This window comes from Pseudomonas sp. AM4(2022) (assembly GCF_036346515.1).
GTDB lineage: Bacteria > Pseudomonadota > Gammaproteobacteria > Pseudomonadales > Pseudomonadaceae > Aquipseudomonas > Aquipseudomonas paracarnis.
Genome location: NZ_JAOTNW010000001.1, coordinates 254,736 through 270,695, shown reverse-complemented (window position 1 = coordinate 270,695; position 15,960 = coordinate 254,736). Strand labels below are relative to the sequence as shown.

General features: G+C 58.4%; 9 protein-coding genes. 7 read left to right on the top strand and 2 right to left on the bottom strand.

The window, feature by feature from the left end; genetic code table 11:
• Positions 1–180: 180 nt before the first annotated feature.
• The 6 genes from ODQ19_RS01175 to ODQ19_RS01150 all read left to right on the top strand — a co-directional run bounded on the left by ODQ19_RS01175 (position 181) and on the right by ODQ19_RS01150 (position 12,257).
• Positions 181–3,909: an autotransporter domain-containing protein gene (locus ODQ19_RS01175; protein WP_330209148.1), complete on the top strand. Its 3,729-nt coding sequence runs from the start codon at positions 181–183 to the stop codon at positions 3,907–3,909.
• Positions 3,910–4,172: 263 nt separating this feature from the next.
• Complete coding sequence (moaC, locus tag ODQ19_RS01170; protein ID WP_046071003.1) at positions 4,173–4,646, top strand: cyclic pyranopterin monophosphate synthase MoaC; 474 nt, start codon at positions 4,173–4,175, stop codon at positions 4,644–4,646.
• Complete coding sequence (gene moaD / locus ODQ19_RS01165; protein ID WP_032877676.1) at positions 4,643–4,885, top strand: molybdopterin converting factor subunit 1; 243 nt, start codon at positions 4,643–4,645, stop codon at positions 4,883–4,885. Before moaC ends, moaD begins: the two co-directional genes overlap by 4 nt.
• Before the next feature lie 2 nt (positions 4,886–4,887).
• Complete coding sequence (gene moaE / locus ODQ19_RS01160) at positions 4,888–5,340, top strand: molybdopterin synthase catalytic subunit MoaE (protein WP_116667216.1); 453 nt, start codon at positions 4,888–4,890, stop codon at positions 5,338–5,340.
• Positions 5,341–5,469: 129 nt separating this feature from the next.
• Positions 5,470–7,485 (top strand): hypothetical protein, encoded by a 2,016-nt coding sequence (locus tag ODQ19_RS01155; RefSeq protein WP_330209147.1) that lies wholly within the window; start codon positions 5,470–5,472, stop codon positions 7,483–7,485.
• A 35-nt stretch (positions 7,486–7,520) separates the two neighbouring features.
• Positions 7,521–12,257 (top strand): RHS repeat domain-containing protein, encoded by a 4,737-nt coding sequence (locus ODQ19_RS01150; RefSeq protein WP_330209146.1) that lies wholly within the window; start codon positions 7,521–7,523, stop codon positions 12,255–12,257.
• 64 nt (positions 12,258–12,321) lie between these two features.
• Here ODQ19_RS01150 and rhlB read toward each other — a convergent pair whose 3' ends face one another.
• Complete coding sequence (rhlB, locus tag ODQ19_RS01145; protein WP_116667219.1) at positions 12,322–13,788, bottom strand: ATP-dependent RNA helicase RhlB; 1,467 nt, start codon at positions 13,786–13,788, stop codon at positions 12,322–12,324.
• 95 nt (positions 13,789–13,883) lie between these two features.
• Positions 13,884–14,540 carry an alpha/beta hydrolase gene (locus tag ODQ19_RS01140; protein ID WP_330209145.1) on the bottom strand — a complete coding sequence of 219 codons (657 nt, stop codon included), beginning with the start codon at positions 14,538–14,540 and terminating at the stop codon, positions 13,884–13,886.
• A gap of 346 nt (positions 14,541–14,886) precedes the next feature.
• On the opposite strand from ODQ19_RS01140, the gene ODQ19_RS01135 reads away from it, so the two are divergent.
• A complete protein-coding gene (locus ODQ19_RS01135) occupies positions 14,887–15,918 on the top strand; it encodes an amino acid ABC transporter substrate-binding protein (protein WP_044271982.1) in 1,032 nt (343 codons plus the stop codon).
• The last annotated feature ends 42 nt before the right edge of the window (positions 15,919–15,960 follow it).

Below are 15,960 nucleotides of genomic sequence, written 5' to 3'. Positions count from 1 at the left end.
TGTTACATTTTTTCTCGCGGTAAAAAACTATAAGAACACTGCAAGACCCCGTCGGAACACCACCTCCTTGATTCGACGAACGCTTAGAAAACCTGTCCAGGGTTTTCACCGTGACCCTGCCTATTACAAAAGCCCGATACATCGCTCATTGATGACGCACATATCCAAAGGGAAAGGAAAATGGACGTAGCAGGTAATGGCTTCACTGTGTCGCAACGCAATCGCACCCCCCGTTTCAAGACGATACCCCTCACGCCCATAGCACTTGGCCTGGCCTTATGGCTGGGGCACAGCTTCACGGCCAATGCAGACGACAATCCTTACACCCCGCAGGTGTTGGAATCGGCGTTCAGGACAGCCGTCGCGTCATTCGGCCCTGATACCGCCGTGTACAAAAACCTCAGGTTTGCCTACGCGGATATCGTCGATCTCGCCGCCAAGGATTTCGCCGCCCAGTCCGGCAAGTTCGATTCGGCCCTCAAGCAAAACTACGAGCTACAACCCGAAAACCTGACCATCGGCGCCATGCTCGGCGACACGCGGCAGCCACTGGACTATGCCTCGCGCCTGGATTACTACCGCAGCCGGCTGTTCAGCAACAGCGGCCGTTACACCACCAATATCCTCGATTTCTCCAAGGCCATTATCGCCAACCTGCCGGCCGCCAAGCCTTACACCTACGTCGAGCCGGGCGTGAGCAGCAACCTCAGCGGGCAGTTGAACGCAGGCCAGTCCTGGGCCGGCGCAACCCGTGACTGGAGCGCCAACGCGCAAACCTGGAAAACCCCGGAAGCCCAGGTCAACTCTGGCCTGGACCGCACCAACGCGTATTACGCCTATGCCCTGGGCATCACCGGCAAGGGTGTGAATGTCGGCGTGCTCGACTCGGGCATCCTTACCAGGCACTTCGAGTTTCAGGGCAAGAATGCCCAGGGCCAGGATCGGGTACAGGCGGTGACCTCCACCGGCGAGTACTACGCCACCCATCCGCGCTACCGTCTTGAAGTGCCCAGCGGCGAGTTCAAGCAGGGTGAGCATTTCAGTATTTCCGGGGAATATGACCCGGCGTTCAACGATGGCCACGGGACGGAAATGTCCGGTGTGCTTGGGGCCAGCCGCAACGGCACCGGTATGCATGGAATCGCCTTCGATGCGAATATTTTTGTCGCCAACACCGGCGGCAGCGACAACGATCGGTACCAAGGCTCCAACGACCTCGACTACAACGCGTTCATGGCCAGCTACAACGCCCTGGCGGCCAAGAACGTCTCGATCGTCAACCAGAGCTGGGGGCAAAGCTCGCGCGATGACGTGGAGAACCACTTCGGTAATGTCGGCGACAGCGCCGCGCAAAACCTGCGGGACATGACCGCCGCCTATCGCCCGTTCTGGGACAAGGCCCGCGCCGGGCACAAAACCTGGATGGACGCCATGGCCGACGCGGCCCGCCAGAACACCTTTATCCAGATCATCTCGGCGGGCAACGACAGCCATGGTGCCAACCCTGACACCAACGCGAACCTGCCGTTTTTCAAGCCGGATATCGAAGGCAAGTTCCTCGCGATCACCGGCTATGACGAGACCAGCGCCCAGGTCTACAACCGCTGCGGCACCTCGAAGTGGTGGTGTGTAATGGGCGTATCGGGCATCCCGTCTGCCGGGCCTGAGGGCGAAATCATCCCGAATGCCAATGGCACCTCCGCGGCGGCGCCGAGCGTTTCCGGCGCCTTGGCCCTGGTGATCCAGCGCTTTCCCTACATGACCGCCAGCCAGGCGCGGGATGTGTTGCTCACCACCTCCAGCCTGCAGGCGCCGGACGGTGCGGACACGCCCGTGGGCGAGCTGACGGGAGGGCGCACCTACGACAACCTGCAACCGGTGCATGATGCCGCGCCGGGAACGCCGCAAGTGCCGGGTGTGGTCAGCGGATGGGGCCTGCCCAATCTGCAAAAAGCGATGCAAGGGCCGGGGCAGTTCCTTGGCGCCGTGGCGGTAGCCTTGCCTACCGGTACCCGCGATATCTGGGCCAACCCGATTTCCGATGAAGCCATTCGCGCCCGCCGTGTGGAAGATGCTGCCGAGCAGGCCACCTGGGCGGCGACCAAGCAGCAGAAGGGCTGGCTCAATGGTCTGCCCGCCAATGCCTCGGCCGATGATCAGTTCGAATACGAGATCGGCCATGCCCGGGAACAGGCGACGCTGACCCGTGGCCAGGACTTGCTCACCGGCGCCACCTACGTCGGTAGCCTGGTCAAGTCGGGGGATGGCGAATTGGTGCTGGAAGGCCAGAACACCTATTCAGGCAGCACCTGGGTGCGCGGTGGCACATTGTCGGTGGATGGCGCGTTGACCTCTGCCGTGACGGTGGATGGCAGCGCCGTGGGCACGCGTAATGCGGACAACGGCGTGGTGACCACCTTGGGCGGCACCCTGGCCGGCAACGGCACGGTGGGCGCCCTGACCGTCAACACTGGCGGGCGCGTGGCGCCGGGGCATTCGATTGGCACGCTGCGTACCGGCGACGTGACCTTCAATCCGGGCTCGGTGTATGCCGTTGAAGTGGGGGCCAATGGCCGCAGCGACCAGATCCAGAGCAGCGGCGTGGCGACCCTCAATGGCGGTGTGGTGAACGTGTCCCTGGAGAACAGCCCCAACCTGCTGTCCGCCAGCGAGGCGCGCAGTTTGCTGGGCCAGCAGTTCAACATCCTCAGCGCCAGCCAAGGTATCAATGGCCAGTTTGCGGCGTTCGCGCCCAACTACCTGTTCATCGGCACGCAACTCGCTTACCAACCGAACCAACTGACCCTGGCGATAGCGCGCAACCAGACCACCTTCGCCAGCGTCGCACAAACCCGCAACGAACGGGCTGTGGCGACGGCGGCCGAGAAGCTGGGCGCCGGCAGCCCGGTTTACGAAAGCCTGTTGGCTTCCGATTCCGCCGCCCAGGCACGGGATGCATTCAAGCAATTGTCGGGGCAGCTGCATTCGGATGTTGCGGCGGCGCAAATGGCCGACAGTCGATACCTTCGCGAAGCGGTGAATGCTCGTCTGCAACAGGCCCAGGCACTGGATTCCAGCGCGCAGATCGATAGTCGTGACAACGGCGGCTGGGTGCAGCTGCTCGGTGGGCGCAATAACGTCAGCGGTGATAACAACGCCAGTGGCTATTCCTCGTCCACCAGTGGGGTGTTGCTGGGGCTGGATACCGAGGTCAGCGACGGCTGGCGCGTGGGGGCGGCGACCGGTTATACCCAGAGCCACCTCAATGGTCGGTCGGCTTCGGCGGACAGCGACAACTATCACCTGTCGGTGTATGGCGGTAAGCGCTTCGAGGCAATCGCCTTACGCCTGGGCGGCGCTACCACCTGGCACCGTCTGGATACTTCGCGGCGGGTGGCTTACGCCAACCAGTCGGACTATGCCAAGGCCGATTACAATGCGCGCACCGACCAAGTGTTTGCCGAGATCGGCTACACCCAGTGGAACCAGTTCGAACCCTTCGCCAACCTCACGTACCTGAACTACCAGAGCGATTCGTTCAAGGAAAAAGGCGGCGCCGCTGCCTTGCACGCCAGCAAGCAAAGCCAGGACGCGACGCTCTCTACGGTGGGCCTGCGTGCGCATACGCAGTTGCCGGTCAGCTCCACCTCGGCCGTGACGTTGCGCGGTGAGCTGGGTTGGGAGCATCAGTTCGGTGATAACGATCGCGAAGCCTCGCTGAAGTTTGCCGGCAGCGACACTGTTTTTGCCGTTAATAGCGTGCCCGTCGCCCGGGATGGCGCGGTGATCAAGGCCAGTGCGGAAATGGCCTTGACCAAAGACACCCTGGTGTCGCTGAACTACAGCGGCTTGCTGTCCAACCGCGGTAACAACAACGGGATCAACGCCGGGTTTACCTTCCGTTTCTAACCTTGGGTGTTGTGGGTAAAGGGGGGGCATTGCACTATTGCCAGCATCCATCACCCGCTGTAGGAGCGAGCTCGCTCGCGAAGAACGTCAACGATAACGCGTGTTTCCTGAGTAAGCGTGGTGTCTGTGAGTTTTTCGCGAGCAAGCTCGCTCCTACAAAGTGCGGCACTGGTGCAGTGCACCCCTGTATTTATGGAATAAACAGCCCTGCGCAAATTTGACCCACAGGTTTACAATCGCTGCTCCTGATCAGGAGTATCGCTGTGCTGACTCATCTCGATTCCCAAGGTCGCGCCCATATGGTCGACGTCACCGACAAAGCCGTGACGTTCCGTGAGGCCGTGGCCGAAGCGCGGGTGCGCATGTTGCCCGAAACGCTGACAATGATTGTCGACGGCGCCCACCCCAAGGGCGACGTATTTGCCGTGGCCCGTATCGCCGGGATCCAGGCGGCGAAAAAAACCAGTGACTTGATCCCCCTGTGCCACCCGCTGATGCTCACCGGGGTCAAGGTCGAACTGCGCGCCGATGGCGTGGATGCCGTGCATATCCTGGCGCGCTGCAAGCTCTCCGGCCAGACCGGCGTGGAGATGGAGGCACTGACTGCCGCCAGCGTCGCCGCGCTGACGATCTACGACATGTGCAAGGCGGTGGACCGTGGCATGACCATCGAAAGCATTCGCCTGCTGGAAAAGCTTGGCGGTAAAAGCGGGCATTTCAAGGCGGATCAGGTATGAGCATCAACGTATTGTTTTTTGCGCGTTATGCCGAAGCGGTGGGCTTTGATTCGCTGGAGATGGAGGGCGATTTCGCCACCGTCGATGCTGTGCGCCTGGCGCTGGCCGCTGATCCGGAGTTTGCAGTGCTCAACGAGAGCAGCCTGATGTGCGCACGCAATGAAGAACTGTGCGGCCTTGATGAGCCGGTGCAAGCGGGTGACGAAGTCGCGTTTTTTCCGCCCGTAACCGGAGGCTGAGCATGGCCATTCGTGTGCAGGTCGAAGCCTTTGATCCGGGCGCCGAAGTCAACGCCATGCACGCGGCCAATGTGGGCGTAGGCGCGGTGGTGAGTTTTGTCGGTTATGTGCGTGACTTCAATGACGGGCGCGAGGTGTCGGGGATGTTTTTGGAACACTACCCGGGCATGACTGAAAAGGCTTTGGCCAAGATTGCCGTTGAGGCTGAGCAGCGTTGGCCGTTGCTCAAGTTGGAGGTGTTGCACCGCATCGGCGCCTTGGAACCGGGTGAGCCGATTGTGTTCGTGGCGGCGGCCAGTGCTCATCGGCAGGCGGCGTTTGACGCCTGTGCGTTTGTGATGGATTACCTGAAGACGCGGGCGCCGTTCTGGAAAAAGGAGAACACCAGTGAGGGCGCTCGTTGGGTGGATGGGCGAGACAGTGATCATGCCGCGGCGGATCGCTGGAAATCATAGGCGTTGCAGCGCTTTTAACCGATAGCGTTATTTAAAATGAATCTAAAGAACTGTCAGATCTGACAGTTGTTCCGCCCCTCTTTGCGGGTTCTGATGATCTCAGGACTTACTTAATGATGGGGGTGGGACATGGTCACACAAGCAAGCAAATGTCGTTTGTCGAAGTTCAGCATCAGTCGTCCCGCCAATACGCAAGCGGCTAATGGGCTCTATGCCAACGGACGCCATCAATGTGAAGTCCTCATTGACGTTGTTAAAGAAATCAGTGGCGTAGGCGACGAGTGGGTCCGTGTGCGCTTGACTGATGAAGAGCGCGCCAGTGTTACCGTTGTCGAATGCTCAGAACATGGCAATCAAACCCTCACACCCGGGTGGAGCTGCGATGTAGAAAAAAATCAATTCACGCTTGGGCTTTGGCAGGATAAATCACTGCCGCAGGAGCCGGTCAACGACTTGGAAGAACGTCTTGAGCGTTCATTAGAGGAACCTGTCAAGCGCTATTTACGTTGCGCTCCGGACGCACCCATCGGGCCCGCAGTATTTATGGCGTGTGTGACCATAGATAGTTGTGTTTACACAACTTACAGCTCTAAACGCGACGCCGTTTTTGAGTCTTTTATCACGATTAACCCTGTTCGCCCAATGAGCTGGGATGCGGACGATATGGATCTTTATGTAGATTATCTCGCCTACTCCAGTGCGCCTCCTTATCGCACCTTGGTGGATGTTTACTACTGGACCCCACCAGGAGGCTTGTGGGTAGTAAAAAATATGGGTTTTGATAGCCCGCTGGGTTTGCCGGGGGAGGGTGAGGATTTTCAGAGCGTTTTATCGTGGCATTCGCCTATCGATAACACTGCTTCAAGCAGGGTAGGAACCTTTATAAACAAGGATGAGCTAGACTCGACACTTCATCTGCATGAAATTGATGCAGGGCTTCCTGCACCATCTCCCGATCCCTTCATCCCGTTTAACAAAAGAGCGACTGTGCTGCGTGCGATCAGGTTGAGTTCCCCACTGGTGCCTGAGAATCGCGATGCGAAGAGTTTTTGGCGGGTTTTGGATAACTATGGCAGTGAGCAAAAATTTTTAGTGAAACAAATAGATTCAATGAACCTTCCTGGCGTGCCTTTTTTTAAATTGACCGGTGAGATCGTTCGGACGCTTAGGGTCATTCATTTTAAAATCACATTGCCCGGTGGCGGGACCTTTACCAATGAGCTGTATGCCAATGGTCGTCATCAATGCAAGGTGGTCGCTGAGGTTACTGTTGAACAGCTAGACTCCGATGGGTATTGGGTGCCTGCCAGGCTGTCGAATGCGGAGCGTAATAGCTTGACCATTACGCTCTACTCGCCAAATGTCAATGAGCCGCTTCCAGAAGGTTGGAGCTGTGATAAGGAGAAAAACATTTACGATACGGGTCTATGGCGTACACGTATCGATGAGGTAAGGCCGGATCAAAAACCAGAGGCCGTGGCCGGGCACGCTCAGCGACAAGTCGAGATCGTAGAGCGCTATTTACGTGTGGATCCGAGTGTGCCCGTCGAAGAGCGCAGATTCATGGCGTCAATCGAATTAGGTGGGGTGACGTACACCACTAACTACAGTGATGGTGATATTGCCTTTGACTCGTATGTGGTAGTTCGCCCGGCACGGCTTTATCAGTTGCACGTACGCGATCTGACTAGATACGCTGATCACGATGCCTATCATGATGAATATTATGATATTGATGTTTATTACTGGGCTCCGCCGGCAGGTTTGCATTTTCTTGTGAATAAAGGTCTTGATTCGCCATTGTCAGTTAGTAAGGAAGGTCTGAATTTTCAGACTTCTTATTTTAATAAGAGAGGGGCTGGGTACTATTTTAAAGGTGGGACAGTGATCAATAAGGATGTTGCTGGTCCGGTGGTTTCTCTCGATGATATCGTTCTTGGTGCATCTTCTGGGCATGAGAAAATTGTTCGGTTCAATATGAGGCCTACCATAATGCGTGCTGCTGTAGCCCGCGTGACGGCGCCATCATCAGGGTCTGATGATGCGAAAAGTAAATGGCGTATCTTGGATAACTATGGCTGTGAGCATGTTTTTAGCTTGCAGCAGATTCGTGATGGATTGGAACTTGAGCTGGTGGACGGTTAGTTGAATGTTATGCATGTTTTGTGATGGGGTTTTATATGGATATTTATTCTCAGGCATTCAATTTTGATACCCGTTTCGGCGCTAGAGTAGACCCACGCACCGGCCAATACGGTTGTCGAATTCAGTTGGCCACCTTGTACCCGCAAGGCCCGCTGGAGGTCAGTAGAACGATCGCGCTGTCATTCTCCATGCTGAATAACAAAGTGGGTGTTTATGGAACCAGTTGGAGCATCAGCAACACCGAGTTTGACAGCACCCGTTCGCGGCTCACACTGCTCACCGGCGAACAATTCAAAACCCAAAGCCTGCCCCCAGTGGGAGGAACGCTGCTGATCAAGGACCGCAAGCTTAAGGACCTGGTAGTCAAACGACCGGATGCCACGACGCTTCATGTGATTTACAAGGACGGTACCGTCGAGATATTGAAGCGTACGGGCAGCACCACGCCCTATCGTATTGATGCTATCCAGTTTGAAAACGGTGAGCGTCTGAAATGGGAGTACGCGCCGGGTGGTTCTCTTGAGCGTATTCTGGATCATGATCAGCAAGTGCTGCTGTTGTTGACCTACTCCAACGGGCGCTTGGTATGTAGTGATACGCGAGTCGACGGAGGACGTTATGCACGTATCGCCTTCACCCAGTTGAACGCTCGACTGACCGGTTTCACCGCTCCTTATGACAGTCGCGAGTCGCCTCCCAGTGCACGCTATGTATTGGATTGGCAAGCCTTTCGTAACGGCATGATTGCTATCAAGCGCGTGCGCTCACCGATGGGCGGTGATGAGTTGATCAACTATGCTGAAAACGGCCATCGGTATGCCAATGGCCAATACATCCCTCGCGTCACCAGTTGGGTCCAGACCCCTGCTGCCAGCCAGCCCGGCATGTCACGTACCTATAGTTACAGCCCCGACATGAATTTCACCGGCTACCCGTTTTCAGGCGGTTTTCGTGAGGGCGAAGACAACCTGTACCTGATAGGCAGTAAGTATGACTATTGGACGGAAGAGACCTGCATCGATAACACAGCCCATGAGGCGCCGCTGAGCGTTACGCGTACCACCTACAACAAATTCCACCTGCTGATCGAGGAGCAGGTCCTGCGCGAAGGCACCCGGACTACCAGGGCCATTGAATATAACGTGTGCCCAGGGCTCTTTCCGGCGCAGCCTCCCAACCTCCAGCTACCCCGCGTTATCACGACCAGTTATGCGCTGGTGGCGGGAGGCGCGGAGCGGGTGGTAAAGGTCGAGAGTGAGACTGACGACTACGGTAACGAGCTAAGCCGCACTGAGGATTCTGGGGAGCGCATTGAATACAGTTATTACTCCAAAGACGGAGAGCTGGGTAAGTGTCCGGCCGACCCCCATGATTTGTTCCCGCGCTATGTCAAACAAGAGCGCCTTATCCCCGCCGGGGGCACACCTGCCGTCCGACTCACCGAGTACACCCATACACGCGTGCCGCATACAGGGAACAGCTATTTTGTCTTGCAGGAGTCGGTCGCACAGGCTGGTGTATTCAGCACACAGCAAACCTACTACGACACGCCTGCCGAGCTGGCTGGCCGGTTGAAAAGCACCACCTCTACCATTGATGGCCAGGTGTTAGTCAGCAACTACAGTTACACCGTCACTGGCGACACGCTGAGCGAAACCTGTCGGCTGTTGGGGCGTGAGGGCCACTGGCTGGAGTCAGTGCGCACGCACTCTCTGGTCGACAGGCGCTTACTGTTGATGAGCCGGGACGGAGGGGCAACGCTGGTCACCGCGTACGATGTCGCAGGACGATTGACGGCGCAGACAGCCTCGCCAGGTGAGCCGCAGGAGGCCAGCCGTTATTTTGTTTATCACTATGCAGGGCCAACGACACGCGCGCATTTGGTGATGACTGATGCGCAAGGCCGCAGTACCGTCACTTACTTCGACGGGGCGGGACGGCCAGTTGCCGAGGCATTGTTACTGGAGAATGGCGCAAAGGAGCAGCCCCTCGGGACCTGGCGCTACGATGCCCTTGGGCAAACGGTGGAACGGACTCATATTGATTATCTGCCGGATGGCGAGCGTGTATTGACCACGCGCTACGCTTATAACGCGTGGGGCAACGCCTGCCGTGTAAGCCGTGCCGATGGCAGCGTGGCGATCGATGAGTATGACCCAAGGCTGCATCTGCGTGTAACGGGGGTCGAAGGCGGCGAGCGCCTGGAAACCTATCTGAATGCTCACCATCAGCCGTTCCTGGTAAACCGGGTGGACGCCCTGGGGCAGGTCACTGAAGTGGAGTCATGCCTCTATGACGGCCTGGGGCGCTGCCTGTCACGGCTGGACGTTGACAAGCATCGCATCGATTACACCTACGACCTGTTCGACCGCGTATTGACCACCCTCCACACGCCCTCGGATGGCAGCCCTGCGCGGCTGCGCACGGTGGCCTACGCGTCTGGAACCAGCGAGGCGCAGCCCAGTTCAATCAGTATCGATGGCAAGCAGGTGGGATCGCGCACCTACGACAGCCTGGGGCGTTTGACTGCTCAGTCCAGGGGCACGGCACCCGCCACCACTTGGCACTATGAGACAAACTGGACCGAACCTGTCTCCGTGGTCTCGGGCAGTGGGCGCCGTCAGCAATGGACCTACGACAAGGAGTTGGGCACCCCGAGCACGGTCAAAATGGCGGGGCACACGGATAGGCAGTACCGGCATGATCCGGTTAGTGGTCAACCGACCTATTCAGAGAGTGGCACGCTCAAACATGAGTTGTTCCATGATGTGAACGGCTACCCGGAAAAAGAGGTACAAACGGTCCTCGGTATGGCACTGGTCACGCAGTATGGTTATTCAATCGGCGGGCGTATGTTGCAATACATCTCGGATGATGGGCAGCGTAGCGAGTTTGAATATGACTCCATGGGCAGGGTTTGCACGATGACTGCTGGGACGGTAGTCATTGAACAGCGCTATGACATGTTTGCGCGACCTGACGTACTGACCACTCGCTACGCCGATACTGAGGTGGTCACACAGGTGAGCTACGACCCCTTGGGGCGGGAGGCGCAGCGGCGCTTTTTGCACAATGGCGTGCTGCTACACATCATGAGCAGCACTTATCATCCCAACAGCCTGCTGGCCAGTCGCATCGTGCGTGACGCAGCCTCTGAATTGGTGATGGGAGAGACCTTCACCTATGACGCCTCCCTGCGGCTCAAGACTTATAAATGCGAGGGGCGTGAACATCCCCAGGATTCGCTGGGGCGCGACATCGTTGGGCAGCAATTTTGCTTCGACAGCCTGGATAACATCACGCACGTCGTGACGACTTTCGCTGATGGTGCGCAGGACATCAGCGAGCGGTTTTTCACCGACGCAGACCCCACGCGCCTGACCCGTGTGACCCACTCCAACCCGTTGCAGGATGATGCCCTGACCTATGATGCGGCGGGTAATTTGACCGGGGGGCCAGCAGGGCGAACTTACACCTACAACGGCTATGACCAGTTGACCTGCGTGCAGGAAGGTTCCCAGCAGTGCAGCTACCAGTACGATGCCGAGTCTCGACAAGTCGTGGCGACACGCGACAATGAATCACCGGTGGCCATGGTCTATGCGGGGGATCATCTGGATAGGTTGGTGCAGGGCAGTAGAAAACTGCGTTACTTCAACGTAGGGGGCCAAGTGCAGGTGCGTACCGGTGGCGTCGAGGGGCCGCAGCTGCATCTGAATGACGGTGCCGGTACCGTGCGCGGCGTGGTGGAACCTGGGCAAGCGCCTGTGCAGCGTCATTACGCTCCGTATGGCGAGGGCCAGGTTGTGCCGCAGGACGGCAGTGTGCGATCGATGGCGGATCTGCAACTGCCGGCGTTTAACGGCGAGCGTCTGGATGCGGCGGTAGGCCTTTACCATTTGGGTGCGCGTGCCTACGACCCGGGCTTGATGGTGTTCTGTTCGGCTGATCCATTGGCGCCTTTTGATGAGGGTGGGATTAACAGCTACGCCTACTGTGCCGGGAATCCGGTCAACCTCATCGACCCTAGCGGGTTGTTGCCGAAGTGGTTGGCTTGGACGCTTACCGGCGTTGCGTTGGCCTTGTCGTTGGTGGCGTTCAAGGTTGCAGTGGTGGGGCTGGCGGCCGGGATTGGCAAACTTACAGGGCTGGCGCTCGCGGGCAAGGTGCTGGCTACGGTTGCTACCTCAGCGAGCAGCATAGCCGGTACATTGGGGATTACAGGGCTGAGTATCGAAGCGGTCGACAAGCAGATGGGCTGGGATCGTTCGCAGCACATCAAGAATCTGGGATGGGCGTCGTTAGGGTTTTCCACCGTTGGTGTCGTTGCCAGTGTCAGCCTTTCGGCCACGTTGGGTGTTAAAGCCTTTAGAGAGGCCTCAATGCTCAGAGCCTCTGAACATACAACAGGCTTCCTCTCAAGTCCCCTTGGCAAAGGCCTCGTTGCGGCAGGCAAGAACGCGACAGGGAGATCCTACTCGTTCGCCGGCCCAAAAGAGATTACCCCCGCCAGCCAACTATTCGGGGGCGCGCGCTCGGTGCTCAGATGGACTAACTTCGGCCGTAGCCTGGATGCTCGACTCAAAAGCACACAAGCGCAGCCAATGACCGAGGACGAGCAGCCACAGTCGCAGCAGCAACCACAGCCACGACCAATGAGCCTGGGGCTGGTGGACATGTCAGGGAGTAGTTTTCAGTTCTATGGGGAGTTTCGACGGGAGGCAGCGCGTATTCGTCAGTCTGTTCTGAGTGACTCGGATCGCGATGACTGATCAGCAATATTGGTCGAGGCCGTAAAAATGCCAGTCAGGTTCGCTGACTGGCATTGAGCCGCGCTTAAGGCCGCTTGCGCTCCACTGCCCGCAACAAATGCGTCGGCGGCGTCTCACAGCTGATCTTGCGCCCCAGCAACGCCTCGATGGACGGCAACTGGTACGAGTCATCCTCGCCCGCAAAGCTGATCGACACACCCGCCGCGCCTGCGCGACCGGTACGCCCGATGCGGTGCACATAGTCGTCCGGCACTTCCGGCAGGGTGAAGTTGATCACGTGGCTGATGCCGTCGATGTGAATACCGCGACCGGCCACGTCGGTGGCCACCAGCACGCGGATCTTGCCTTCACGGAAGCCTTCGAGGGTCTTGATGCGCTTGTGCTGCGGCACATCACCCGACAGTTGCGCCGCATTGACGCCATCGCGCACCAGGCGTTCTTCGATGCGGCGCACTTCGTCCTTGCGGTTGGCGAAGACCATCACGCGTTCCCAACCGTTGTCGTTGACCAGGTTGTAGAGCAGCTTGTACTTGTCGGCACCGGCGACGGCGTAGATATGTTGCTCGACGTTTTCGCTGGCAACATTGAGCGCTTCGATCTCGACGATCGACGGGTCGGTGGTCCATTGCTTGGCGAGGTTCATCACGTCTTCGGTGAAGGTCGCGGAGAACAGCAGGGTCTGGCGCTCGGCTTTCGGCGGGGTCTGACGAATGATCTGGCGTACTTGCGGGATAAAGCCCATGTCAAGCATGCGGTCGGCTTCGTCCAGCACCATCACTTCGACCATGTCCAGGTGCACGTCGCCACGCTGGTTGAAGTCGAGCAGGCGGCCCGGGGTGGCGACGAGGATGTCGCAGTGACGGGCTTCAAGGTGCTTGAGTTGCTTGTCGAAGTCCATGCCGCCCACGAACGTCATGACGTTGAGGCCGGTGTACTTGGTCAGGTCGGCGGCGTCCTTGGCGATCTGCACCACCAGCTCCCGGGTCGGGGCGATGATCAGCGCACGCGGTTCACCCATGTAGCGCTCTTTGGGCGGCGGCGTTTGCAGCAGTTGGGTGATGATCGAGATCAGGAACGCGGCGGTCTTGCCGGTGCCGGTCTGGGCACGACCGATGGCGTCTTTGCCCGCGAGGGTGAAGCCCAGCACTTGCGCCTGGATCGGCGTGCAGTACGGAAAGCCCAGGTCCTGGATGGCGTGCATCAGTTCCGGGGCCAGTTTGAAATCGTGGAAGCGGGTCTTGCCTTCCTGGGGTTCGACGACGAAGTCTTCGAGTTTCCATGGAGTCACGGGCGGCTTGGGCGCACGTTCGCGACGGGGCTTGGCCACAGGCGTCGGGGCGGGCTCGGCAGGCTTTACCTGTTCAGGCGGCGTCACCGTGGTTTTGTTCGGTGAGGCGGCGGGCGCATTCCGGCCGGGCTGTTGACCGTCATTGCGGTTGCCGGGCTTGGGGGCTGGGGCACTGGGAACAGGCGCGAGCGGCTCAGCCTCGCTTTTGCCGAACATTTTCTTGAGTGCTTTGAGCACGGTCATCTCATTAATTGATTAAGGAATGTACGCCGGCCAGTGTAATGCAAGAATCGGGCGCGGCGTAGTGTGTCTGTCATACGGCTACATAAACACGGGGTTCAGCGCAGGCGTTCCATCAGCCAGGCGCCAATATCGTGTATCTCTTGGGGTAACACTTCGTGGCCCATTGGGTATTCCTGCCATGTCACGGTGACACCACGGCCCTTCAAATGCTCGTAGGCGCTGCGGCCCATGGCGTTCTGCACCACTTCATCGTACTGGCCGTGCAGGCACAGTGTGGGGATGCGTTGCTGGCTGGCGGATAATTCCAGGTCATTATCGAAGGTGGGCGCATAGGTGGAGAGGGCGATCACACCGCCCAAGGGCCCCTCCCATTTCTTATACGCAGTGTGGAAAACCACGGCGCCACCTTGGGAGAAGCCGGCGAGGAAAATTCGCGACGCGTCTATCCCGGTCCTCTTCTGTGCCTCGATCAAGTCGGTGACCATTTTGGCCGACGTCTCCAGTTCTTCCAGGCTGATCGAACGAGCCGGGCTCATGGCCTTGATGTCGTACCAGCTCGGCATCTCGTAGCCGCCATTAATCGTCACCGGACGCGTGGGCGCCTGGGGCAAAACGAAGCGGGTGGTCAGCAACGTTTCCTGTAGAGCTTCGGCCACCGGCAGGAAGTCGTAGCGATCGGCGCCCAGGCCATGCAGCCAGATAACGCAGGCGTCTGCGGGCTTGGCAGGCTGAAGAATCAAGGGTTCGGTCATGTTTGCTCCATAGATGTGCGGGCGCTCCGATGAGGTGCGTCGGAAGGGGGCGCGACAGGTTGATCTGTTAAGAGAATGTCGCAAGGTTGAATCTTTTGCCATTGAAGCGCAGTTGCAGCCACTCGGCCAAGACTCTGGTACGCGCCTTGCTATGTGTAGCTCGATGTCAGAACTCTCCTAGGACGGTAACACTATCAGTGACTGCCGACTGTGGGAAAGCAACTGGAATTACCGCAAAAACCTCATGCTGCTTGGCCCCAAAAAAAACCAACACGGGTCGATATCGCCTCATAAGGGTGCGCTGAGGTTGGAGCTCCGACACAACAAGAGCAATTGGAGGTTTGTAATGAAGGTATTGAAATCCACCCTGGCCATCGTCACTGCGGCGGCTGTACTGGGTGTCAGTGGTTTTGCCCAGGCGGGCGCCACCCTGGACGCCGTTCAGAAGAAAGGCTTTGTGCAGTGCGGTGTGAGTGACGGCCTGCCGGGTTTCTCGGTGCCGGATGCCAGCGGCAAGATCCTCGGGATCGACGCTGACTATTGCCGCGCCGTGGCCGCTGCCGTATTTGGCGATGCCACCAAGGTCAAGTTCAGCCAGTTGAACGCCAAGGAGCGTTTCACCGCGCTTCAGTCAGGCGAAGTCGACATTTTGTCGCGCAACACCACCATGACCAGCTCCCGCGATGCGGGCATGGGCCTGAAATTCCCGGGCTTCATTACCTACTACGACGGCATCGGCTTTCTGGTGAACAACAAGCTGGGCGTCAAGAGCGCCAAGGAACTGGACGGTGCAACCATCTGCATCCAGGCCGGTACCACCACCGAGCTGAACGTTTCCGACTACTTCCGCGCCAACAACCTCAAATACACCCCGATTACCTTCGACACCTCCGATGAAAGCGCCAAGTCGCTGGAATCCGGGCGTTGCGACGTACTGACTTCCGACAAGTCCCAGCTGTTCGCCCAGCGCAGCAAGCTGGCCTCGCCGAAAGACTACGTGGTGCTGCCGGAAACCATTTCCAAGGAGCCCCTGGGCCCGGTCGTGCGTAACGGCGACGACGAGTGGCTGGCCATCGTGCGCTGGGTGGGCTACGCCATGCTCAACGCGGAAGAGGCCGGTGTGACCTCCAAGAACGTCGAAGCTGAAGCCAAGTCCACCAAGAACCCGGACGTTGCGCGTCTGCTCGGTGCCGACGGCGAATACGGCAAAGACCTGAAAGTGAAGAAGGACTGGGTGGTACAGATCGTCAAGCAAGTGGGCAACTACGGCGAGATGTTCGAGCGCAACCTGGGCAAGAGCACGCCGCTGGAAATCGACCGTGGCCTGAACGCCCTGTGGAACAACGGCGGCATTCAATACGCACCCCCTGTGCGCTGATCGCTGATGGTTCTGTCACCCGGTAGGCCAACTGCCGGGTGA